This window comes from Altererythrobacter sp. B11 (genome assembly GCF_003569745.1).
GTDB lineage: Bacteria > Pseudomonadota > Alphaproteobacteria > Sphingomonadales > Sphingomonadaceae > Croceibacterium_C.
In genome coordinates, this window is record NZ_AP018498.1 from 378,312 (window position 1) to 400,706 (window position 22,395).

Annotated in this window: 18 protein-coding genes; 13 read left to right on the forward strand and 5 right to left on the reverse strand. The window is 67.1% G+C overall.

Annotated features, from left to right (window positions below; genetic code table 11):
* The first annotated feature begins 42 nt into the window (after positions 1-42).
* The 5 genes from AEB_RS01700 (at position 43) to AEB_RS01720 (ending at position 9,682) form a co-directional block, all read left to right on the forward strand.
* Complete coding sequence (locus tag AEB_RS01700) at positions 43-1,278, forward strand: TIGR04063 family PEP-CTERM/XrtA system glycosyltransferase (protein ID WP_119084390.1); 1,236 nt, start codon at positions 43-45, stop codon at positions 1,276-1,278.
* A gap of 44 nt (positions 1,279-1,322) precedes the next feature.
* On the forward strand, positions 1,323-2,420 hold the full coding sequence (locus AEB_RS01705; RefSeq protein WP_145985253.1) for a hypothetical protein: 1,098 nt from the start codon (positions 1,323-1,325) through the stop codon (positions 2,418-2,420).
* 194 nt (positions 2,421-2,614) lie between these two features.
* Positions 2,615-7,258, forward strand: coding sequence for a glutamate synthase large subunit (gene gltB / locus AEB_RS01710; protein ID WP_119081609.1), 4,644 nt, complete (start codon positions 2,615-2,617; stop codon positions 7,256-7,258).
* Positions 7,259-7,269: 11 nt separating this feature from the next.
* Positions 7,270-8,706, forward strand: coding sequence for a glutamate synthase subunit beta (locus AEB_RS01715; RefSeq protein WP_119081610.1), 1,437 nt, complete (start codon positions 7,270-7,272; stop codon positions 8,704-8,706).
* A 40-nt stretch (positions 8,707-8,746) separates the two neighbouring features.
* A complete protein-coding gene (locus tag AEB_RS01720; RefSeq protein ID WP_119081613.1) occupies positions 8,747-9,682 on the forward strand; it encodes a 1-phosphofructokinase family hexose kinase in 936 nt (311 codons plus the stop codon).
* Here AEB_RS01720 and AEB_RS01725 read toward each other — a convergent pair.
* Positions 9,679-10,158 carry a MarR family winged helix-turn-helix transcriptional regulator gene (locus AEB_RS01725; RefSeq protein ID WP_119081614.1) on the reverse strand — a complete coding sequence of 160 codons (480 nt, stop codon included), beginning with the start codon at positions 10,156-10,158 and terminating at the stop codon, positions 9,679-9,681. The genes AEB_RS01720 and AEB_RS01725 overlap by 4 nt on opposite strands.
* Before the next feature lie 66 nt (positions 10,159-10,224).
* Positions 10,225-10,902 carry a uracil-DNA glycosylase gene (locus AEB_RS01730; protein WP_119081616.1) on the reverse strand — a complete coding sequence of 226 codons (678 nt, stop codon included), beginning with the start codon at positions 10,900-10,902 and terminating at the stop codon, positions 10,225-10,227.
* 81 nt (positions 10,903-10,983) lie between these two features.
* On the opposite strand from AEB_RS01730, the gene AEB_RS01735 reads away from it, so the two are divergent.
* The 4 genes from AEB_RS01735 (at position 10,984) to thrS (ending at position 15,157) form a co-directional block, all read left to right on the forward strand.
* A complete protein-coding gene (locus AEB_RS01735) occupies positions 10,984-11,604 on the forward strand; it encodes a ribonuclease D (RefSeq protein WP_119081618.1) in 621 nt (206 codons plus the stop codon).
* Between the two features lie 36 nt (positions 11,605-11,640).
* Positions 11,641-12,285: an LPS export ABC transporter periplasmic protein LptC gene (locus AEB_RS01740; protein WP_119081619.1), complete on the forward strand. Its 645-nt coding sequence runs from the start codon at positions 11,641-11,643 to the stop codon at positions 12,283-12,285.
* Positions 12,286-12,323: 38 nt separating this feature from the next.
* Complete coding sequence (locus tag AEB_RS01745) at positions 12,324-12,923, forward strand: LptA/OstA family protein (RefSeq protein WP_231958855.1); 600 nt, start codon at positions 12,324-12,326, stop codon at positions 12,921-12,923.
* A 239-nt stretch (positions 12,924-13,162) separates the two neighbouring features.
* The gene (gene thrS / locus AEB_RS01750) at positions 13,163-15,157 is read left to right on the forward strand and encodes a threonine--tRNA ligase (RefSeq protein WP_119081621.1); all 1,995 of its coding nucleotides are present in this window, start codon (positions 13,163-13,165) and stop codon (positions 15,155-15,157) included.
* A gap of 76 nt (positions 15,158-15,233) precedes the next feature.
* Here the strand turns inward: thrS and AEB_RS18500 are convergent, their stop codons facing one another.
* Entirely contained in the window at positions 15,234-15,356 is a 123-nt protein-coding gene (locus AEB_RS18500) for a hypothetical protein (protein WP_269461553.1), read from the reverse strand.
* 34 nt (positions 15,357-15,390) lie between these two features.
* A complete protein-coding gene (locus AEB_RS01755; protein WP_119084392.1) occupies positions 15,391-16,374 on the reverse strand; it encodes an agmatine deiminase family protein in 984 nt (327 codons plus the stop codon).
* Between the two features lie 168 nt (positions 16,375-16,542).
* Here AEB_RS01755 and AEB_RS01760 point away from each other — a divergent pair, with 168 nt between their 5' ends.
* From AEB_RS01760 to AEB_RS01775, 4 genes are all read left to right on the forward strand, one after another.
* The gene (locus tag AEB_RS01760; RefSeq protein ID WP_231958856.1) at positions 16,543-19,188 is read left to right on the forward strand and encodes a glutamine-synthetase adenylyltransferase; all 2,646 of its coding nucleotides are present in this window, start codon (positions 16,543-16,545) and stop codon (positions 19,186-19,188) included.
* On the forward strand, positions 19,188-19,661 hold the full coding sequence (locus AEB_RS01765) for a peroxiredoxin (protein ID WP_119084393.1): 474 nt from the start codon (positions 19,188-19,190) through the stop codon (positions 19,659-19,661). The genes AEB_RS01760 and AEB_RS01765 overlap by 1 nt, the downstream gene beginning before the upstream one ends.
* A 7-nt stretch (positions 19,662-19,668) precedes the next feature.
* Complete coding sequence (locus tag AEB_RS01770) at positions 19,669-20,457, forward strand: ferritin-like domain-containing protein (RefSeq protein ID WP_119081624.1); 789 nt, start codon at positions 19,669-19,671, stop codon at positions 20,455-20,457.
* Positions 20,458-20,667: 210 nt separating this feature from the next.
* Positions 20,668-21,285: a M23 family metallopeptidase gene (locus tag AEB_RS01775; protein ID WP_231958857.1), complete on the forward strand. Its 618-nt coding sequence runs from the start codon at positions 20,668-20,670 to the stop codon at positions 21,283-21,285.
* 128 nt (positions 21,286-21,413) lie between these two features.
* On the opposite strand, the gene galU is transcribed toward AEB_RS01775, so the two are convergent.
* Positions 21,414-22,289, reverse strand: a complete 876-nt coding sequence (gene galU / locus AEB_RS01780; protein WP_172592976.1) for a UTP--glucose-1-phosphate uridylyltransferase GalU — start codon at positions 22,287-22,289, stop codon at positions 21,414-21,416.
* Positions 22,290-22,395: the final 106 nt, after the last annotated feature.

Consider the following 22,395-nt stretch of genomic DNA (forward strand, 5'->3'; position numbering starts at 1 on the left):
GGTTGACGCGCCGTTAAGTTTGTCGTGGCAGGGATGCCGACGATGACCCGGGTGCTCCATATACTCGACCATTCTTTGCCGCTGCACAGCGGCTACGCCTTCCGCACGCGTGCGATCATGAAGGCGCAGGAGGCCATGGGAATGGAGGTGCGCGGCGTCACAGGCTTGCGCCATACGGCGGAAGCGCCGGCCGAACCCGATCCGCAGACAGCCGAGGGCCTGCTGTTCCATCGCACGGCGGGCAGCGTCTCCGGCCCGACCGGCATGCGCGAATGGCGCGAGGTTGCGGCGCTGACCGATCGGATAGAGCGGCTGATCGCCGAATGGCGGCCCGATGTGCTGCACGCCCATTCGCCGGCGCTGGGCGGCCTCGCCGGCCTGCGCGTCGCGCGCCGCCACAGGCTGCCGCTGGTCTACGAGATTCGCGCCTTCTGGGAGGATGCCGCGGTCGGCAATCGTACCGGACGCGAAGGCTCTATCCGGTATCACCTCACCCGCGGGCTGGAAAACCACGTGGTGGCGGGCGCCGACGCGGTGATGACGATTTGCCACGGCCTGCGCGACGATCTGGTGGCGCGCGGCTTCCCCGCAGGCAAGATCGGCATCGTGCCCAATGGCGTGGACCTGTCGCTGTTCGGTGATCCGCCACCACGCGACGCAGCACTGGCAGAGCAACTCGATCTCGGCACCGGCCCCGTCATCGGCTTCATCGGCAGTTTCTATGATTACGAAGGGCTGGACGATCTGATCGCGGCGATGCCGGCGCTGATGGCCGAACATCCCGATGCCCGGCTGCTGCTGGTGGGCGGTGGCCCCATGCAAAGCGATCTGGCACGCCGCGCGGCCGAATCGCCCGCGGCGCAGGCCATCCGCTTCGTCGGCCGCGTGCCGCATGCCGAAGTGGAACGCTATTACTCGCTGTGTTCGGTGATGGCCTATCCGCGCAAGGCAAGCCGCCTCACCGATCTCGTTACTCCGCTCAAGCCTCTCGAAGCCATGGCGCAGGGTCGCCTGGTCGCGGCCTCCGCAGTCGGCGGGCATCGCGAGCTGATCGAGGACGGCGTGACGGGCACTCTGTTCGCGCCGGATGATCCGGCGGACTGCGCTCGCGCGCTCTCCGCCCTGCTCGGCCGACGGGGTGAGTGGGAGGCGATGCGCGAGGCCGCCCGCCGGCATGTCGCCGCGCGGCATGATTGGGCGCAGAATATTCGCCGTTATCAGGGCGTTTACCAAACCCTGCTAGCGGCTGCCGATGGACGCTTGCGCGCCGCCGCCTGAGCGGGGCCGGCCGCGCGGCCGCAGCGGGTTTGGAGGGATCGAGCGTGGCAGGATTTTCGCAGGACAGCGATGAAACGGACGGCCGCGGCGCAGCTGCACCGTTGAGCCAGCACCCCGCCTTCACCCTTATCATTGCCCTGTGGTTTGCAGCCCTGCTGGGCCTCGGCTGCATGGTGATCCCGGGCGTGGTGCTGGAACGCATCGTTATCGCCAGTCGGCTGCCCGAACTGTTCCCGATGGCCGCACCGCCGCTCGGCACGACCGCGCGCTTGCTCCTCGCCATCACCGCCGCCATCGGCGGCGCACTGCTCGGAATGATGATCGCGGGCCGCCTCGCCAGCGCCCAATCCATCCAGCGCCGGCACCGTCGCATCGCCACCCGTCCGATCAATTCGCGAGAGGAACTGGGCGAAGAGGGACTGGGGCCGAATCTTGAAGAGTCCCCCACCCTCCCGATGGCTCCGGCAGCCAGTTGGCTCTCGCTGCGTCATCCCCGGCCGCAGGACGCCCCAGAGCCGGAAGCGGACGAACCGACGGCCCCAGCAATCACGGCAGACATTACCGCCAGCGCCGCAGCAGCGTCGGGCTCCGAATGGCCGGTGAAGGACGACGAAGATGAGCGACCGGACGTCGCCCTTCCGCTCGCCTTCGCTGAAGCGGACGAGCCGATCTCTCCCTCGCTGGCGTCTCCACCAGAGACCCCGTCGGCGGGCGAAGGTCAGGCTGCGACGTGGCAGAACGCGCCGCTTGCAGAACTGGGGCTGGTTCAGCTCGTGCAACGGCTAGGGCATTCGCTCGACCGGCGGCGCGAGTGGCTCGCCCGCTGCGAAGCGGAAGAAGCCGAATCGCGTGCCATCGCCCAAGCGCTGGCCGAAGCTGCCGCGCGGGCCGAGGCCGCAGGAGAGCCGGTTTATGAACTGGCTTACCAATCAGCAGAGGACGCGCCCGCCCCGCCGGCCAATCCCTTCCTCGATCTGGCCGCACGGCTGCAGGCAGAGCCGGATGCCGTGCGGCGGCAGCCCGTTTCGACTGCGGAGCCGTCACCCGATCCGAAGCCCATCCCGCCCCGCGTGCCGGAGGATCCCGAAGCCGCGCTGCGTACTGCACTAGCTACTCTGCAGCGGATGAGCGGGGCCAGCTGACCGGCCTGAACAGCCCTTGCGAACGGTCTGAAATTTGGCGGAACGGATTCGCCCCACCTTGCCAAAACAGCTTCGTGTCTTCATGGGGAACTTTCGCGACATTTTCGAAAGTAACCCAAGCCGGGTGAGTCGCGCTTCGTTGCCACCGGGCAGGGAAGCGGCCTTCCTGCCCGGCCTGAGACAGGAAAATAGAATTGACCGAGTTCCCGGCGCCCCAGGGCCTTTACGATTCGCGTAACGAGCATGATTCCTGCGGTGTGGGCTTTGTGGCCCATATCAAGGGCGAGAAATCCCATGCCATCGTGAATCAGGCGCTGGAGATCCTGGCCAATATCGATCACCGCGGCGCCGTGGGTGCCGATCCGCTGCTGGGCGATGGCGCCGGGATTTTGATGCAGATCCCCGATCCGCTGTATCGCAAATGGGCCGAAGGCGAGGGGCTGACCCTGCCAGCACCGGGCGATTACGCCGTGGCGATGTGCTTCCTGCCGCAGCATGACGAAGCGCGCGAGTTCATCGTGGCGCAGTTCGAGAAGTTCGTGGCCAAGGAAGGCCAGCGGCTGATCGGCTGGCGCGACGTGCCGACCACCGATGACGGGCTGGGCAAGGCCGTGCTGGCGAGCATGCCGGTGATCCGCCAGTGCTTCATCGCACGGGGTGAGAATTGTGCCGATCAGGACGCTTTCGAGCGCAAGCTGATCGTGATCCGCAAGCAGACGCAGAACCCGCTGAACGAGCTGGCTGAAAAGCATTCCATGCCGCAGCTGCGCGAGCTGTACATGCCGAGCTTTTCCAGCCGCACCGTCGTGTACAAGGGTCTGCTGCTGGCGAACCAGGTGGGCAGTTTCTACAACGACCTGCGCGATCCGGCCTGCGTTTCCGCGATCGGTCTGGTCCACCAGCGCTTCTCCACCAACACCTTCCCCAGCTGGCGGCTGGCGCAGCCCTTCCGCCTGGTGGCGCACAATGGCGAGATCAACACGGTTCGCGGCAATGTGAACTGGATGAACGCACGCCGCCGCACGATGGAAAGTGCGCTGCTGGGGGCCGATCTCGACAAATTGTGGCCCATCGTGCCGCACGGGCAGTCCGACACCGCGTGCCTCGACAATGCGCTCGAGCTGCTGCTGCTCGGCGGCTATTCGTTGGCTCACGCGATGATGATGCTGATCCCGGAAGCGTGGTCGGGCAACGCGCTGATGGATCCGGCGCGCCGGGCATTCTACGAATATCACGCCGCGCTGATGGAGCCGTGGGACGGACCGGCGGCCGTAGCTTTCACCGATGGCCGCCAGATCGCCGCAACGCTGGACCGCAACGGCCTGCGCCCCGCGCGCTTCTGCGTGACCAAGGACGATATCGTGTGCCTCGCTTCCGAAAGCGGCGTGCTGCCGTTCAAGGAAGAGGACATCGTGCGCAAGTGGCGGCTGCAGCCGGGCCGCATGCTGCTGATCGACCTGGAACAGGGCCGCATCGTGGAGGATGAGGAGCTGAAGGCGGAACTCGCCAATGCCCATCCCTATGCCAAGTGGCTCGATCAGGCGCAGTACAAGCTCAAGGATCTCGAGTGGATCGAGACAGACAATGACGCGCTGCGCCAGCCGGATACGAGCCTGCTGCAGCGGCAGCAGGCCTTCGGCTACACGCAGGAGGACGTGACCAAGTTCCTCGAGCCTATGGCTGCGGCGGGTGAAGACCCGATCGGTTCCATGGGCACGGATACGCCGATCGCTGTGCTCTCCAGCAAGTCGCGCCTGCTGTATGATTATTTCAAGCAGAACTTCGCGCAGGTCACCAACCCGCCGATCGATCCGATCCGCGAAGAACTGGTGATGAGCCTGCTGTCGATGATCGGCCCGCGCCCGAACCTGCTGGGCCGCGATGCCGGCACGCACAAGCGGCTGGAAGTGGATCAGCCGATCCTGACCAACCACGATCTGGAAAAGATCCGCTCGGTGGAGGCTTCGCTCGACGGGGCGTTCCGCACCGAGACCATCGACATCACCTGGGATGCCACCAGCGGCGCCGAGGGGCTGGAGATGGCGATCAAGGAAATGTGCTGGGCGGCCACCGAAGCGGTGCTGCAGGACAAGAACATCCTCATCCTGTCGGACCGGGCGCAGGGGCCGGAGCGGATTCCGATGCCCGCCCTGCTTGCCACGGCAGCCGTGCATCATCACCTGGTTCGCCAGGGCCTGCGGATGCAGACGGGCCTCGTCGTGGAAACGGGCGAAGCACGGGAGGTACATCATTTCTGCGTGCTCGCCGGCTATGGCGCGGAAGCGGTGAACCCCTATCTCGCCTTCGAGACGCTGGAGCATATCCGCGCCGAGGAACTGCCGCAGCTGGCCCCGGCCGATGTGCGCAAGAACTACATCAAGGCCGTTGGTAAGGGCATCCAGAAGGTCATGTCCAAAATGGGCATTTCGACCTACCAGTCCTATTGCGGCGCGCAGATCTTCGACGCGGTGGGCCTTTCCAGCGCCTTCGTGGAGAAATATTTCACCGGCACGGCCACCACGATCGAGGGCATCGGCCTGCTCGAAGTGGCGCAGGAATCCGTGCGTCGGCACGCCGCCGCCTATGGCGACAACCCGATCTATCGCACCATGCTGGATGCCGGCGGCATCTATCAATACCGCATCCGCGGCGAGGACCACGCCTGGACCCCGTCCAACATCGCGAATCTCCAGCATGCCGTGCGCGGCAACCGCTGGGAGAATTACGAGGAGTTCGCCCGCTCCATCAACGAGCAGGCGGAGCGGCTGCTGACCATTCGCGGCCTGATGGAGTTCAAGCCGGCCGGTGAGCCGCTGGACATTTCCGAGGTCGAACCGGCGGAAGAGATCGTCAAGCGCTTCGCCACCGGCGCGATGAGCTATGGCTCGATCAGCTGGGAAGCGCACACCACTCTGGCGCTGGCGATGAACCGGATCGGCGGCAAGTCGAACACCGGGGAGGGCGGCGAGGATCCCAAGCGGTTCGTGCCGCTGCCCAATGGCGACACCATGCGTTCGGCGATCAAGCAGGTGGCATCGGGCCGGTTCGGCGTGACCACGGAATATCTGGTCAATGCCGACGACATCCAGATCAAGATGGCGCAGGGCGCGAAGCCCGGCGAGGGCGGGCAGCTGCCCGGCCACAAGGTCGACAAGACGATCGGCGCCACGCGGCATTCCACGCCGGGCGTGGGCCTGATCAGCCCGCCGCCGCATCACGACATCTATTCGATCGAGGATCTGGCGCAGCTGATCCACGACCTCAAGAACGTCAATCCGGCGGCGCGCGTCTCGGTGAAGCTGGTGTCCGAAGTGGGTGTCGGCACGGTGGCGGCGGGCGTTTCCAAGGCGCGGGCCGACCATGTCACGATTTCCGGCTATGAAGGCGGCACTGGCGCCAGCCCGCTGACCAGCCTGACCCATGCCGGTTCGCCATGGGAGATCGGCCTGGCCGAAACGCAGCAGACGCTGCTGCTGAACGACTTGCGCAGCCGCATCGCGGTGCAGGTGGACGGCGGCATCCGCACGGGGCGGGACGTGGCCATCGGCGCGCTGCTGGGCGCGGACGAGTTCGGCTTCGCCACGGCACCGCTGATCGCCGCGGGGTGCATCATGATGCGCAAGTGCCACCTCAACACCTGCCCGGTGGGCGTGGCGACACAGAACCCGGTGCTGCGCGCGCGCTTCACCGGCCAGCCCGAGCATGTGATCAACTATTTCTTCTTCGTCGCGGAAGAGCTGCGCCAGATCATGGCCCAGCTGGGCTTCCGCACGGTAGAGGAAATGGTCGGCCGCGTCGACCGGCTGGATATGAAGCGGGCCATCCGCCACTGGAAGGCGCAAGGGGTGGACCTCACCCGGCTGCTGCACCGCGTCGAACTGCCGGAAGGCAAGAGCCTGCGCCATGTCAGCCACCAGGATCACGGCCTCGCCGCTGCGCTCGACAACGAACTGATCGAAGCGGCGCTGCCGGCCATCACCCGCGGCGATGCGCTGGTGCTCGATCGGCCGATCCGCAACGTGAACCGTTCGGTAGGCGCGATGCTGTCGGGCGAGATCGCCAAGCGCCATGGCCATGCAGGGCTGCGGCCGGAACAGTTGCGGATCAACTTCCGCGGCGTGGCCGGGCAGAGCTTCGCCGCATGGCTGGCGCACGGGGTGACGCTGGATCTGGTGGGCGACGCCAATGACTATGTCGGCAAGGGCCTCTCCGGCGGACGGGTGATCGTGCGTCCGCCCGAGAACGTGGACCGCGACCCGGCAGAGAACATCATCGTCGGCAACACCGTGCTCTACGGTGCGATCGCGGGCGAAGCCTTCTTCAACGGCGTGGCCGGCGAACGCTTCGCCGTGCGCAATTCGGGCGCCATTGCGGTGGTCGAAGGCACGGGCGATCACGGCTGCGAATACATGACCGGCGGGGTCGTCTGCGTGCTGGGCAAGACTGGCCGCAACTTCGCCGCGGGTATGTCGGGCGGCATTGCCTATGTCTATGACGAGGACGGCAGCTTCAAGGATCGCTGCAATCTCGCGCAGGTCGATCTCGAAGCGATCGATCCGGCGCCCTCTGCCGACGAAGGCACCGGCCGGCCGCAGCAGCGCCCCGCCCATGTGGGGGATTTCGGCATGGGCGACATGCTGCGCCACGATTCCGAGCGGCTGAAGATTTTGGTCGAACGGCACAAGCTGCACACGGGCTCCGCCCGCGCGGCCGAACTGCTCGCCGATTGGGACGCTACGCTCAAGAAGTTCGTCAAGGTCATGCCGCGCGATTACGCCAAGGCGCTCCGTCAGCTCGAAGCCGAGCGCGAAGAAGCCGCCTCCGTCGCGGCCGAGTAAGGGTACAAAAGATGGGTAAGGAAACCGGCTTCCTGGAGCTTGACCGGCAGGATCGCACCTATGCCGATCCGGCCGAGCGCATCGGCCACTACAAGGAGTTCATCATCCCACACAGCGAGGAAGGGCTGCGTTCGCAGGCCTCGCGCTGCATGAACTGCGGGATTCCATACTGCCACAACGGCTGTCCGGTGAACAATTTGATCCCCGACTGGAACGATCTGGTCTATAAGGACGACTGGCGCGAGGCGCTGGACGCCTTGCATTCGACCAACAACTTCCCGGAATTCACCGGCCGCGTGTGCCCCGCCCCGTGCGAGGCGAGCTGCACGCTGAACATTATCGACCAGCCGGTAACCATCAAGAGCATCGAATGCGCGATCGTCGATCGCGGCTGGAAGGAAGGCTGGGTCGAACCGCAGGTTCCCGCCGAGAAGACCGGCAAGAGCGTGGCGGTCGTCGGCTCCGGCCCTGCCGGGCTCGCCTGCGCACAGCAGCTTGCCCGCGTCGGTCACTCGGTGACGGTGTTCGAAAAGAGCGACCGGATTGGCGGCCTGCTCCGCTACGGCATCCCCGACTTCAAGATGGAAAAGCATCTCATCAACCGGCGGGCGGTGCAGATGGAAGCCGAAGGGGTCACCTTCAAGACCTCCACCGAAGTCGGCGTGGACGTCTCCATCAAGTCGCTGAAGGAGAATTTCGACGCCATCGTGCTGGCCGGCGGCGCGGAGAATGCGCGCCCGCTGCAGATCCCGGGCGCCGAAATGCCCGGCGTGCGCCAGGCGATGGAATTCCTGACCCAGCAGAACAAGCGCAATGCCGGCGACAGCGAGGAACGCGCCGCGCCGCGCGGCACGTTGAGCGCCGCAGGCAAGGATGTGATCGTGATCGGCGGCGGCGACACCGGTTCCGACTGTGTCGGCACTTCCAATCGCCAGGGCGCGAAGTCGGTCACCCAGATCGAGATCATGCCCAAGCCGCCGGAGCGGGAAAACAAGCATCTGACCTGGCCGAACTGGCCGATGAAGCTGCGCACCTCGTCCAGCCATGAAGAAGGCGTGGAGCGGGACTGGGCCGTGCTCACCAAGGAAGTGGTGGGCGAAAACGGCGTGGTCACCGGCCTCAAATGCGCGCGGCTGGAATGGGAAGGCCGCGAGATGAAGGAAGTGCCCGGCAGCGAATTCGTGCTGCCGGCCGATCTCATCCTGCTCGCCATGGGCTTCCTCGGCCCGAAGAAGACCGGGATGCTGGAGCAGGCGGGCGTCAGCCTGACCGACCGCGGCAATGTCGATGCCGACACGCAGGATTACCGCACCAGCGAGGACATGGTCTTCGCCTGCGGCGACATGCGCCGGGGGCAGAGCCTTGTGGTGTGGGCCATCCGCGAGGGGCGGCAGGCGGCGCGTTCGGTGGACGAAGCGCTGATGGGCGTGAGCGAACTGCCGCGCTGAGCGGCCTCGGACACCGCTTGAACGCAGAAGGGGCGCGCCCATGCCGACGATCGCCACATTGACGATGAACCCGACGATCGACGTCGCCTACGAAGTCGATCAGGTTCGCCCCACGCACAAGATGCGCGGACATAAGGCGAATTATGATCCGGGCGGCGGCGGCATCAATGTGGCGCGGGTGTTCGGCCGGCTGGGGGGCAACGCCAATTGCCACTATCTCTCCGGCGGCGCGGCCGGCGCGATGCTGGACATCCTGCTGGACCAGCGCTGCTTCGCCCGCAAGCCGATCCGCATTGCGGGCAACACCCGCATCGCCACCAATATCTACGAGCGATCCACAGGGCAGGAATTCCGCTTCGTGCCTCCCGGGCCAGAAGTAACGGCTGCCGAATGCGCAGCCTGCCTCGCAGCGCTTGCGGAAACCGAAGGCGAATTTCTGGTGGCAAGCGGTTCCCTGCCGCCCGGCGTGCCGGCCGATTTCTATGCGCAGGTGGGCGCGGTCGCGCGGGCGCGGGGCGTCCGTCTGGTGCTCGACAGCTCCGGCGATGCGCTGCGCGGCGGGCTGGAGGCCGGCGGCGTCTATCTCGTCAAGCCGAGCGAAAGCGAACTGGCCGGGCTGGTCGGCCGCGATCTGAACAGCCACGCGGAGATCACTGCGGCGGCGAGCGAAATCATCGCCGCGGGACAGGCCGAACTCGTGGCGGTTACGCTGGGCGAAGAAGGCGGGCTGCTCGTCTCATCTTCCGGCGCGCTCTTCCTGCCGGCAATTCGAGTGGAGACGAAAAGCGCCACCGGCGCGGGTGACAGCTTCCTCTCTGCAATGCTCTACCGGCTTACCGTGGGCGATGCGCCGCAAGACGCCTTCCGCTATGGCATGGCGGCCGGGGCGGCGGCGGCGATGACCGCGGGAACAGACCTCTGCTTCCCAGAGGACATCGACCGGCTGTTCGCGCAATACACGGTCAGCGCGGGCTAATCCGCTGCACCGCGCGAATCCAGCGCGGCGATGGCGCGGTCCACCAGCTCGATCAGCTGAGCCATTTCCCTGGGATTGAGCGCCTCGCGAATCGGCGCCTCATTTTCGGTCACGACGCCGAACAATTTCTGCATCTGCTTTTCGCCCTCGGGCGTCACAGTGAGGCTGTTACGTCGCCGGTCTGCCGAGGACCTTCCGCGCCCCGCGAGGCCGCGCCGTTCCAGCTCGTCCACAATGCCCACCAGCGCGGACTTGTTGATGCCCGCCTGCCGGGCAAGCTCAATCTGCGAACTGCCGGGGTTCGCCGCGATCAGCGACAGCACCGTCAACGAACCGGTAGGAAGGCCATAGGGAGCTGATACGGTGATCGAGCGCTGGCTCAGTTCGTCACGCAGCAGGCGAATGCGAGGTCCTATCGAACCGGCGAGAATGCCCCAGTCAAGCTCGCCGTAACGCTTGTTATCTTTCCTGGCCATCGCGTCGCGATGCCCGTGGCCCGCCGTTTTTGCAACAGAAAGCGCCTTGCGCCCCCCGCAGAGCCGCTACCAGTCGATCGTTCCGCGTCCGTTTGCCTCCAGGAAGGAGTTGGCGCGGCTGAACGGGCGCGAGCCGAAAAATCCGCGATGGGCGGACAGCGGGCTCGGATGCGGGGATCGCAGGATCAGATGGCGGCCATTCTCCTCCAGACCGGCTATCCGCGCGGCCTTTCCCTGCGCATGGCTGCCCCAGAGGATGAACACGCTTGGCTCCTGCCGCGCCGCCACCGCCGCCACCGCCGCATCGGTGACTGCTTCCCAGCCGCGCCCCGCGTGGCTGCCCGCGCGCCCCGCCTCCACCGTGAGGGCGTTGTTGAGCAGCAGCACGCCTTGCTTCGCCCAGCGGTCCAGATTGCCATGGCCGCGCGGGGCGATGCCCAGGTCGGTATGCAGTTCCTTGTAGATGTTCATCAGCGACGGCGGCTGGCGCACACCTTCGGGTACGGAGAAGGACAGACCATGGGCCTGGCCGGGCCCGTGATAGGGATCCTGCCCCAGGATCACCACGCGCACCTGATCCAGCGGCGTCAGCTCGAGAGCGCGCAGCCGCTGCCCCCTTGGTGGGAAGATTTGCCGCCCGGCATCTTCTTCCGCCCGCAGCCAGCCGCCTAGCCGCCGCGCCTCGGGCGTCGCCAGCACGGGCTCCAGCGCTGCTCTCCAGCTTTCGGGCACCATCTCACTCATGCCCCCCGCCTTATTGCCACCGCACGGAATGGACCAGCGCCTCTTCCCCTCTTTCCCCGATGGCCCTAATGGCTTCGCCCCATGGCAGTGCATTTCCACGAAGAAGACCTCCCCGCCGGCGTGCTCGCCCCCGGGCCGGTCGCAGTCGATACGGAGACCATGGGTCTCATCACCCCGCGCGACAGGCTGTGCCTGGTCCAGATCTGTGACGGGCAGGGGGACGAGCATCTGGTGCGTTTCGCGCGCGGCAGTTCCTACGACGCGCCCAATCTGAAGGCGGTGCTGGCCGATCCCGCGCGCACCAAGCTCTATCATTTCGCGCGGTTCGATCTGGCAGCGATCGAGTATTATCTCGGCGTCACGGCGGGCCCCGTGTTCTGCACCAAGATCGCCAGCAAGCTGACGCGCACCTACACCGACCGCCACGGGCTGAAGAACATCGTCAGCGAGCTGCTGGGGGAGGATATCTCCAAGCAGCAGCAATCGAGCGACTGGGGCGCGCCCGTGATCAACGAGGCGCAGCGCGAATATGCGGCCTCGGACGTGCGCTATCTCCACCGGCTGGTGGCGGTGTTCGAGGAACGGCTGGCGCGCGAGGGGCGGCGCGAAATGGCGCAGGCCTGCTTCGATTTCCTGCCCACCCGCGCGCGGCTGGACCTTGCAGGCTGGGCGGATAAGGACATATTCAGCCACGAAGGCTGACGTTCGGCCTCCGCCACACCGGCACTCCCGAGGCTCATGACTGAAAAAGCCGACTATCTCCGCAATCGCCGACGCGCCTTCGCTGCGCCGGGCAGCACGCTCGACCGGGCGGTGCGGTGGCTGGCTGTCGTCCTGCCGGCACTGGTCGGCGCGGTGGCGGCGGCGATGGTGATTTCCCCGCTCTCCCCGCGTGGGGAAGTGAGCTTCCTGCTCGATCGCAACAAGGTGGCCATCGCGCAGGATCGGTTGCGCGTGGACCGTGCGATGTACCGGGGGGAGGACCGCAAGGGCCAGCCCTTCTCCATTTCCGCGGGCGAAGCGGTGCAGCGAAGCGCGCGGGTGCCGGTGGTGGAGATGGACGAACTCACCGCCCGGCTGCTGCTGCCCGATGGCCCGGCCGTGCTCAGCGCCGCCAATGGCGCCTATGACATCGACGAGGAAGAGGTGTCCGTGCCCGGCGTGGTGCAATTCACCGCCGCCGATGGCTACCGGATGCTGGCGCGCGATGTCTCGGTAAGCCTGCGCGACCACACCTTGCGTGGGGACGGCCGCGTGGAAGGCTCGGTGCCGGCGGGCACCTTCTCCGCCGATCGCATGCGCGCCGATCTGGCGGAGCGCACGATCACGCTGGAAGGCAATGCCCACATGCGCATGGTCCCATCGAAACTGCGCATGCCATGACTTCCCATTCCCCCACCCCTTCCGTAAGGGACAGCGTGATGGACAACCCGCCCGCCCCCCGCCCGGATTCGCGCCGTGCAGCGCTGACGCGGCGCATGGTGCGCTCGCTTGTAGGCGGGTTCGCCGCCGCTGCCATCGCCGGGCTGGGCTTCCAGACGCTCGCCGGCGCGCAGACGGGGGTCGGCGGCTTTAACGCGAACCAGCCGGTGGAATATGGCGCAGACCGGATCGAGCTGCAGGACCGGCAGAACCGGATCGTGCTGTCGGGCAATGTCGAATTCAACCAGGGCGATCTCCGGCTCACCGCCGATCGTACCACGGTGGCCTACAACCGCGCGGGCAGCGGGCTGCAGATCGAGCGGGTCAATGCTACCGGCGGCGTCACCGTCACGCGCGGGGGCGAGCGTGCGATGGGGAATGCCGGCATCTATGACGTTGGCAAGCGCGTGATCATTCTCACCGGCGGCGTGCAGCTGCGCCGCAATGGCGATACGCTGAACGGCGGCCGGCTGGTGATGGATCTCAACACCGGCGTTTCCAGCGTCGACGGGCGCGGCGGCACGGCATCGGGCGCTCAGACCGGCGGGCGGGTGACGGGCTCCTTCTCCGTCCCTGAAAACAGCGCATCGGGCAATTGATGGCCATGCAGCAGTTCCACCCCATATATAGCGGTATGCGCGACCTGTTCGTCACCACGCCCACTACTACCACCCCGGATTTCCGGGGGCACTCGGCCGCGCGCTAGGCGCAGCCGGTGCCGCCGGGATCGGGCGGCCCGGCGTCACCTCCCGCATCCCGTTTCCTCCCGACCGGCGCCAGGACTTTCGGCGCGCGCGGCTTTGTGCCATCGCGCCGCAAACGGAAAAGACGGTAAGCCATGAGCGAGATGTTGAAAATCAGCCTGCCCGACGGTTCGGTGCGCGAAGTGCCCCCCGGCTCCACGCCAGCCGACATCGCCGCGGCGATCGGCCCCGGTCTGGCCAAGGCGGCGCTGGCCGCGCGCGTGAACGGCGAACTGCGCGACATCACGCGCCCCTTCGAAGGCGATGCCGAGCTCGCGCTGGTTACCGGCCGGGACGAGGCGGACGCGCTCGAGCTTGCCCGGCACGATTATGCCCATGTGCTGGCAGAGGCGGTGCAAGCCCTGTGGCCCGATACGCAGATCACCTTCGGCCCGGCCACCGACGACGGCTTCTATTACGATTTCGCCCCCGGTGCGCGCGGCCCCTTCACGGAGGAGGATCTGCCCGCCATCGAGGAAAAGATGCGCGAGATCATCCGCGCCGACAAGCCGCTGCGGCGCGAGGAATGGAGCCGCGAACAGCTGATCGAACGGTTCCGGTCCCACGGCGAGAGCTTCAAGGCCGAATGGGCGGCCGAACTGCCCGAGGGCGAGCAGCTGACGGTCTATCATTCGGGCGAGGACTGGCTGGACCTGTGCCGCGGTCCGCATCTTGCCAGCACGGGCAAGCTCGACCCGCAGGCGTTCAAGCTCACCCGCGTGTCGGGCGCCTATTGGCGCGGCGACCAGAAGAACGCGATGCTCAGCCGCATCTACGGCACCGGCTGGCTCAACAAGAAGCAGCTGGCTGAGCATCTCCTGCGGCTGGAAGAGGCGGCGAAGCGCGACCATCGGAAGCTCGGCGCCGAGATGGACCTGTTCCATCTGCAGGCCGAAGCGCATGGCAGCGTGTTCTGGCATCCCAAGGGCTATATCGTCTGGCGCGAGCTGGAGGCCTATATGCGCCGCGCGATCGACGGCGCCGGCTATCGCGAGGTGAAGACGCCGCAGGTGATGGACGCGCGCCAATGGGAACAGTCCGGGCACTGGGGCAAGTATCGCGAGAATATGTTCGTGATCCCCGACGAGGTGCCGAACACGGAGGATGAAGGCCCACTGGTGCCGGAAGGCGCCGAATGGATGGCGCTGAAGCCAATGAACTGCCCGGCGCATGTGCTGATCTTCCGCCAGGGCATCAAGAGCTATCGCGACCTGCCGCTGCGCCTCTACGAAAACGGCTGCTGCCACCGCAACGAACCGCATGGGGCGCTGCACGGGCTGATGCGCGTGCGCCAGTTCACGCAGGACGACGCGCATATCTTCTGCCGCGAAGACCAGATCGTGGACGAAGTGCGCGATTTCTGCGCGCTGGCGGACCGGATCTACAAGGATTTCGGCTTCACCTATTCGATCAAGCTCGCCCTGCGCCCGGAAAAGCGCTTCGGCAGCGAGGAGATGTGGGACCGCGCCGAAGCCGAACTGCGCGATGCGGTGGAGAAGGCCGGCCTCGCCACCGAGGCCTATGGCTGGGAAGAGCTGCCCGGCGAAGGCGCCTTCTACGCCCCCAAGCTCGAATGGCATCTGACCGATGCGATCGGCCGCACCTGGCAGGTTGGCACGATCCAGTCAGACCGCGTGCTGCCCGAACGGCTCGACGCCGCCTATGTGGGTGAAGACGGCGAGAAGCACCGGCCGGTAATGCTTCACCGCGCGATCTTCGGCTCCTACGAACGGTTCATCGGCATCCTGATCGAACACTATGCCGGCAAGCTGCCGCTGTGGCTGGCCCCCGTGCAGGCCGTGGTGGCGACGATTGTCTCGGACGCGGATGACTATGCCGGGGTGGTGGCGGAAAAGCTCGCCGCGGCTGGAATCCGGGCTGAGAGCGATCTTCGCAACGAGAAGATCAACTACAAGGTGCGCGAACATTCGGTGAAGAAGGTTCCGCACATGCTGGTGGTCGGCAAGCGCGAAGCGGAAGAAGGCACGGTGGCGCTGCGCACGCTGGGCGAGCAGCAGCAGAAGATCCTGCCGCTGGACGAGGCGATTGCCTTGCTGAAGGCAGAGGCCGCACCCCCGGATTTGCGCTGACAGGGAGCGATCGCCCGGTGGCTGCCGCTTCGGCGGAGTAACCGGGCGGGCCGCTGCCGACGCCCGGGGCGGCGTGTCAGAAGGGCAGCGCGTCCCCGGCAACGATCAGCGCGCAGGCGCAGGCGATCACGATCAGCGAGCGGATCAGTGCCGCGCCGCGTATCGCATAAGTGCCGGAGAATGCCGCGATTGTGCTCATCCCGGCATTCTCGCGCGCAAATCCTAACGAAGCGTTACGTCACCGAAGGCACATGCTGGCTGGCGCAGTGGAAGCTGCCCCCGCCGGCCAGCACCGCGTCGGCCGGAAGGCCGATTACGGCGCGATGGGGGAACAGGGCGCGCACCGCCGCCACGCCATCCTCGTCATGCACCGAGCCATAGGTGGGCACCACCACGATGTCGCTGCAGATGGCGAAGTTCATGTAGCTGGCCGGCTCCACATCGCCGCCATCCTCCATCAGGCCGGGGGACGGCACGTCCACCACCTCCAGCCCGAAGTCGCGCGCGCGCGCACGCGCATCGGCATAGATGGCGGCATTGGGATCATCCGGTCCGCTCGGCAACGGCAGCGCGAGCCTGCCGGGGGCGACGAAGCGGGCGAGATTGTCCACATGGCCATCGGTGTGGTCGCCCAGCAGGCCTTCGCCCAGCCACAGGATCCGATCAAAACCGAGGTCCGACCGCAGCCGGGCGGCGATCTCCTCCCGCGTCAACTGGGGGTTGCGGTTGCGGTTGAGCAGGCACTGCTCGGTGGTGACGAGCAGGCCGGTGCCGTCCGTATCAATTGCCCCGCCTTCCAGGATCCACTCGCGCGCGTCGCAGGGCAGGCCGGCATCGGCCGCCAGCGCCGCGCCCACCGCCTGGTCGCCCTCCATCTCGAACTTGCCGCCCCAGCCGTTGAAGCCGAAGCGACGGCCGATGCGCCCGCCATGCCCATCCAGCAGGACAAGCGGCCCGGTGTCGCGCAGCCAGATGTCGCCATAGGCCTGCCGCTCCAGCACCACCGATCCGCTCACCAGATCGCGCGCGCGCATCTCATTGGCGGCATCGCGCACCACCAGCCGCACTTCCTGCCCCGTCTCGGCAACGGCGTTGGCGAAGGCGGCAATCTGCTCCTGCGCGCGCGGCAAAGACTCGGGCCATTCGGCCGGATCATGCGGGAAGCCGATCCAGATCCAATCCTGCGGGGCGAATTCGGCGGGCATGCGGAAGCTCATGGCCGGCACCATGCGGATTGCGCGCCCGCAGGGGCGGAAACTGTGCGAAACATCGGGAAAGAACCTCTCGGGAGATCGTGCGCAGCGGACTCTGGCAAAGCCCGCGGTGCTCCGCAAGCGTGCTGCGCCGCCCTTGCCCTCGCGCCCGCTCCCATGCAGGGCGGCCTTATGGCTGACTGGAACGGAGCAATCGCGCGGGCCCAGGCCCATTCGCCTTTCCTGGCGCTGGCGCTGCAGCGGCGCCCAGATCTTGCCGAGCTGCTGCAGGCGGGCAAGGGGGACGCGGCGCTGGCTCTGGCGCGCGAAGCCGGTGAAGAGGGCGACGTGCCTGCCGCCCTCCGGCGCGAAAAGCTGGCCCTGTCGCTGTCGCTGGCCGTCGGCGATCTGGCCGGGGCCTTCCCGCTCAGCCAGGTGATGGGGGAACTCAGCCATTTTGCCGACCGCGCGCTGAGCGAGGCCATTGCCGAGGCGATCCGCCGCCGCGTACCCGATGCGGAGCCGGCCGGCTTCTTCGCCCTCGCTCTCGGCAAGCATGGCTCCGAAGAGCTGAACTACAGCTCCGACATAGACCCGATCCTGCTGTTCGATCCCGAAACGCTGCCCCGGCGCGAGCGGGACGAGCCGGGGGATGCGGCGCAGCGCTATGCCCGCGCGATCATGGAGATCATGACCCAGCCGACGGCAGAAGGATACGTCTTTCGCGTGGACCTGCGGCTGCGACCGGCGAGCGAAGTGACGCCGCTGGCGGTTTCGGTCAATGCGGCCCTCTCGCACTATGAAAGCTCCGCCCTTGCGTGGGAACGTGCCGCCTTCCTGCGGGCACGGGCCTGCTCGGGCGATATTGCCAAGGGCGAGGCCTTTCTTGCGGCGATCCGCCCCTTCATCTGGCGCCGCAGCCTGGATTTCGCCGCCATCGAGGAAATCCGCCGGCTCACCGCGCGCATCCGGCAGGCCTATGACGGGCCGCGCGAGCCCGGCCCCGGCTTCGACATCAAGCGCGGGCGCGGCGGCATCCGCGAGGTGGAGTTCTTCGCCCAGACGCATCAGCTGGTGCATGGCGGGCGCCGCCCGGCCCTGCGCCAGCGCGGCACGCGCGCGGCGCTGGATGCGCTCGCCGCCGAAGGCATCATTTCCGCCGGCGATGCGGAACTGCTGGGCGCCTCCTACGATCGCCTGCGCGTGATCGAGCACCGTTTGCAGATGGTGGAGGACCGGCAGACGCACAGCCTGCCCGAAAATCCCGCCGCGCTCGACAATGTCGCCCGCCTCGACGGCCTGCCCGATGGCGCGGCGCTGCTGGAGGAACTGCGGGCGCTCTGCAGCCAGGTGGCGGATCGCTATTCCGCGCTGCTCGGGGACGACGAGGCCGAAGTTACAGCCGTCCCGGTGGCCGGCGCGCAATTTGCCGAGCGGGTGGACAAATGGCGGCAGGCGATCCGCGACCGGCGGGGGGTGGAAGCGCGCGCTGCCTATGATGCGATCGTCCCCATCCTGCTCGAGGGCCTCGCCAAGGCACCCGAGCCGGAGCGGGCGACGGCACGGTGGGAGACATTCCTGGGCCGCCTGCCCAGCGTGGTGAACCTGTTCCGCCTGTTCGAGCAGCGCCCCGGCCTGCTCGAACAGGTGCTGCGCGTGCTGAGCCTGGCCGAGCCGCTGGCGGACGAGCTTGCCCGGCGGCCCGAACTGCTCGACCGGATGATCGACCAGAGCGCGCTCGATCTGCCGCGCCCGGTCGCAGCGCTCGCCGCGCGCATGGCGGCGCGGGAGACCGATGACGATTACGAGCGCAAGCTCGACCGCGTGCGTCAGGTGGTGGGGGAGGAACGCTTTGCGCTGGGGGTGCAGCTGATCGATGCGCGGCACGACCCGCTGGAGATTGCCTCGGGCCTCGCGCGCGTGGCCGAAGCCGCTCTGCAGGTGGCGGCGGCGGCAGCATGCCGCGAGTTCGAATCGGCGCACGGGCGGGTGCCGCGGGGCGAGCTTATCATCCTCGGCCTCGGGCGGCTGGGGGGCGGTGCGCTCACCCACGCGTCCGACCTCGATCTGGTCTATCTGTTCACTGGGGAGATCGGCGTGGAATCGGACGGGCGCCGTCCGCTCACCGCCTCGCTCTATTTCAACCGGCTGGCGCAGCGGGTGACCGCCGCGCTCAGCGTGCCCACCGCCGAGGGCGCCCTGTACGAAGTCGACACGCGGCTGCGCCCGCAGGGCACCCAGGGGCCGCTCGCCGTGAGCCTGGAGAGCTTTGCGCGCTACCAGAAGGAGGACGCCTGGACCTGGGAGCATATGGCGCTGTGCCGCGCCCGCCCGGTCTATGGCCCGCGGCTGGGGCGAGAGTCGCTGTCGGGCATCCTTGGCGAGGTGCTGCAGGCGCCACGCGATCCAGACGCGCTGCGCGCCGACGTGCTCAAGATGCGCACCGACATGGCCGCGCACAAACCGCCGCGCGGGCCGCTGGACGCCAAGCTGCTGCGCGGCGGGCTGGTCGATTGCGAATTCATCATCCACTATCTGCAGCTGCGCGAGCGCACGGCCTTCCACCCGGCGCTGGAGCAGGCGATCGCGGCGCTGATCGCTGCCGGGCTGCTGCCGGAGAGCTTTGCCGGCCATTTCGAGATACTCGCCCGGCTGCTGGTCTCTGCGCGGCTGCTGGCGCCGGATGGGCAGGAGCCGCCGCCGGCTGCACGCGGGGCGCTTGCGCGCGCCTGCCGATGCGAGGATTACGCGATGCTGATCGAAGAGCTGAACGGCGCACGGCGCGGCGTTGCGCAATGCTGGGCTGCGCTGTTTGGCGAGGAACTGGAGATCGAATGATGCAGGAACGCCCCGACACTGGTGACATGATGCCCGATGTGGCGCTGGAACGGCCCGAGGGCGGCACGGTGCGGCCCGCGGATTTTCGCGGGCAGAAGCTGGTGCTATTCTTCTATCCAAAGGACGATACGCCCGGTTGCACCACCGAAAACAAGGATTTCACCGCGCTCAAGGCGGAGTTCGACGCTGCGGGTGTTGCCCTGCTGGGCATCAGCAAGGATCCGCCGGCCAAGCACGGCAAGTTCATCGCCAAGCACGATCTCGCCGCTCCGCTCGCCTCCGATGCGGAGGAGGACGGGCTGGCCGATGCGCTGGGCATCTGGGTGGAAAAGAGCATGTATGGCCGCACCTACATGGGCATGGAGCGGACCACCTATCTGGTGGACGCCGAAGGCCGCATCGCGCGCGTGTGGCGCAAGGTGAAGGTCAAGGGCCACCCGGCGGAGGTGCTGGAGGCGGCGCGGGCGCTGTGAGCGGGCGATGACCGACCTGTCGCAGGCGATCGCCGCCGCGCTGCTCACCGGCGATCCGCAGCGCAAGGTGATGGCGACGCGGGCTCTGGTGCGCGCCTGGCGCAAGGGGGATCTGGCCAGCGGCTTCTCCGCGACCATGCCCGATCGCCCGGTGTGGCCGCCCACGCTGGAGCTGCTGCCGCCCAATCGCATGCCCAAGCGCGGCCGCGGCGGATCGCTGCGCAACCAGATCGCCCTGTGGCATTCGCTGGCGCATATCGAATTTGTCGCCATCGACCTGGCGCTCGACATGGCGGGCCGATTCGGCGGGGGGATGGACCGCGGCTTCGTGGACGATTTCCTCTCCGTCGCGGCGGACGAGGCGATGCATTTCGCGCTGATCGAGCGGAAGCTGCGCAGCCTCGGCTCGGCCTATGGCGCGCTACCGGCGCATGACGGCTTGTGGGAAGCGGCGCAGGAGACGCGGCACGATGTAGCTGCGCGCCTCGCGGTGGTGCCGATGGTGCTCGAAGCGCGGGGGCTCGACGTCACCCCGGCGACGCTGGAGCGCGTGCGCGCGCAGGGCGATGAAAGCGGGGCGCGCATCCTCAAGCGAATCCTTGACGACGAAATCCGCCATGTCCGGATCGGCGCAAATCACTTTAACGCATGGTGTGAAATGGCGGGAATCCGCCCTCAGGAGCACTGGCAGATGCTGGTGAAGCGCCACTTTCGCGGCGCCCTTAAGCCGCCGTTCAACGACTCAGCGCGCCTCGCAGCCGGTCTGCCGCGAGATTATTACGCGGGTGTTGCCTGATTAACCTTTGCCCGGTTAGCCCATCAACCAACGAGACGGCGGGGGGTTCCGACCATCTCACGCACAAGGCCCTTGCCAGGGCTCCGGGCCGTTTGTGCCCGGCGGACCGGCAGGGGCGAACCAGCTGGGCGTAAGGGTCGCCGGGCCAAGACGGGAACAAGAAGTCGCATGATCGCAAGACACGCACTGAGTGCTTTCGCCGGTTTAGCCATGGCACTCGCCGCGAATCCGGCGCTCGCCGGTGAAACGACCACCGCCACCCAGATCACCAGTGCGCTGAAGACCGATGGCGTCGCGAGCGAACGCGGCGATGCCGAGTTCCAGCAGCTGTTCGCCAGCTGGAAGGATCTCGACACGAAGGGCCAGCTGGCCTCCACCCCGCAGCTGGGCATCATGATCCCCAACGGCATGCCGGTGGAAGGCGTCACGCTCACCAGCGATTACGGCATGCGCAACCACCCCGTGCTGGGCGGTCGCCGCAAGCATGACGGCGTCGATCTTGCCGCCCCCACCGGCACGCCGGTCTATGCCACGGCCGATGGCATGGTTTCCAAGGCCTCGCCCTTCGGCAGCTATGGCAACTTCATCCAGATCGAGCATGGCGGCGAACTCGAGACGCGCTACGCTCATCTTTCCGGCTATGCCGTCTCCGCCGGCGAGCGGGTCCACAAAGGCCAGCTGATCGGCTATATCGGCACCACCGGCCGCTCCACGGGTCCGCACCTTCATTATGAAGTGCGCCTCAGCGGCGAATCGGTCGATCCGCACCCCTACATGATCACGCAGCTGGCGGTGAACGAAGCTGGCGGCGGCCAGGGCGGCGACTGAGCCCCCTTTCTACCGCGCCAAGCGCATGAAAAAGGCGCCGGAGCAATCCGGCGCCTTTTCTGTGTCTCGCATCACTCCGTGAGCCGTGCCGCCCGCTCCGCCGGTTCGCCGGGCGGGCGATAGACAGGTCAGGCCAGCAGGCGTTCGGCAATCGCGCGCACTTCGGCGCCCATGTCCGGGCGTTCGAGCGCCAGCGCCAGCGTCGCTTCGACGAAGCCGGTCTTGCTGCCGCAGTCGAACCGACGGCCGGCGAAGGTCACCGCATGGAAGGGCTGGCCGCCGATCATCTTGGCCATGGCATCGGTGAGCTGGATCTCCCCACCCGCACCCTTTTCCTGGTTCTCCAGCGTGCGCATCACTTCCGGCTGGAGGATATAGCGGCCGGAGACGATCTTGTTGGAGGGCGCATCGGCCACCGGCGGCTTTTCCACCAGGCCCTTCACTTCCGTCAGCGCGCCGCTGCTGGCACCCGGCGCAATCACGCCATAGCTGGAAACCTCCTCCATCGGCACTTCCAGCACCGAGACGAGATTGCCGCCCACCTCGTTATAGGCTTCCACCATCTGCGCCATGCAGCCGGGCTGGCCCACCATCAGTTCGTCCGGCAGCAGGATCGCGAAGGGTTCGTCCCCCACGATGGCGCGGGCGCACCAGATGGCATGGCCCAGCCCCATCGGCACCTGCTGGCGCACGGTGATGATGTCCCCCGGCGTCGCGCGCGTGGGATCGAGAATGGAGAGATCCTTGCCCCGTTCGCGCATGGTCGCTTCCAGCTCGTAAGCAATATCGAAATGCTCGACGATCGCGCTCTTGCCGCGGCCGGTGACGAAGATCATCTGTTCGATCCCCGCCTCTCGCGCCTCGTCCACGGCGTACTGGATCAGCGGCCGGTCCACCACCGGCAGCAATTCCTTGGGGATGGCCTTGGTCGCCGGGAGGAAGCGGGTGCCCAGCCCCGCGACGGGGAAGACGGCCTTGCGGATCGGTTTGCGCGTTTCGGTCATGTGCATAGCCTTAAAAAGCGCCGGGGCGCGGTCAATAGTCTTTGCTGCGATGCGGAAGATCCGTCCCCTTTCGATGCGCGTGAACTTTCGGCCGCTCTGCGCATTG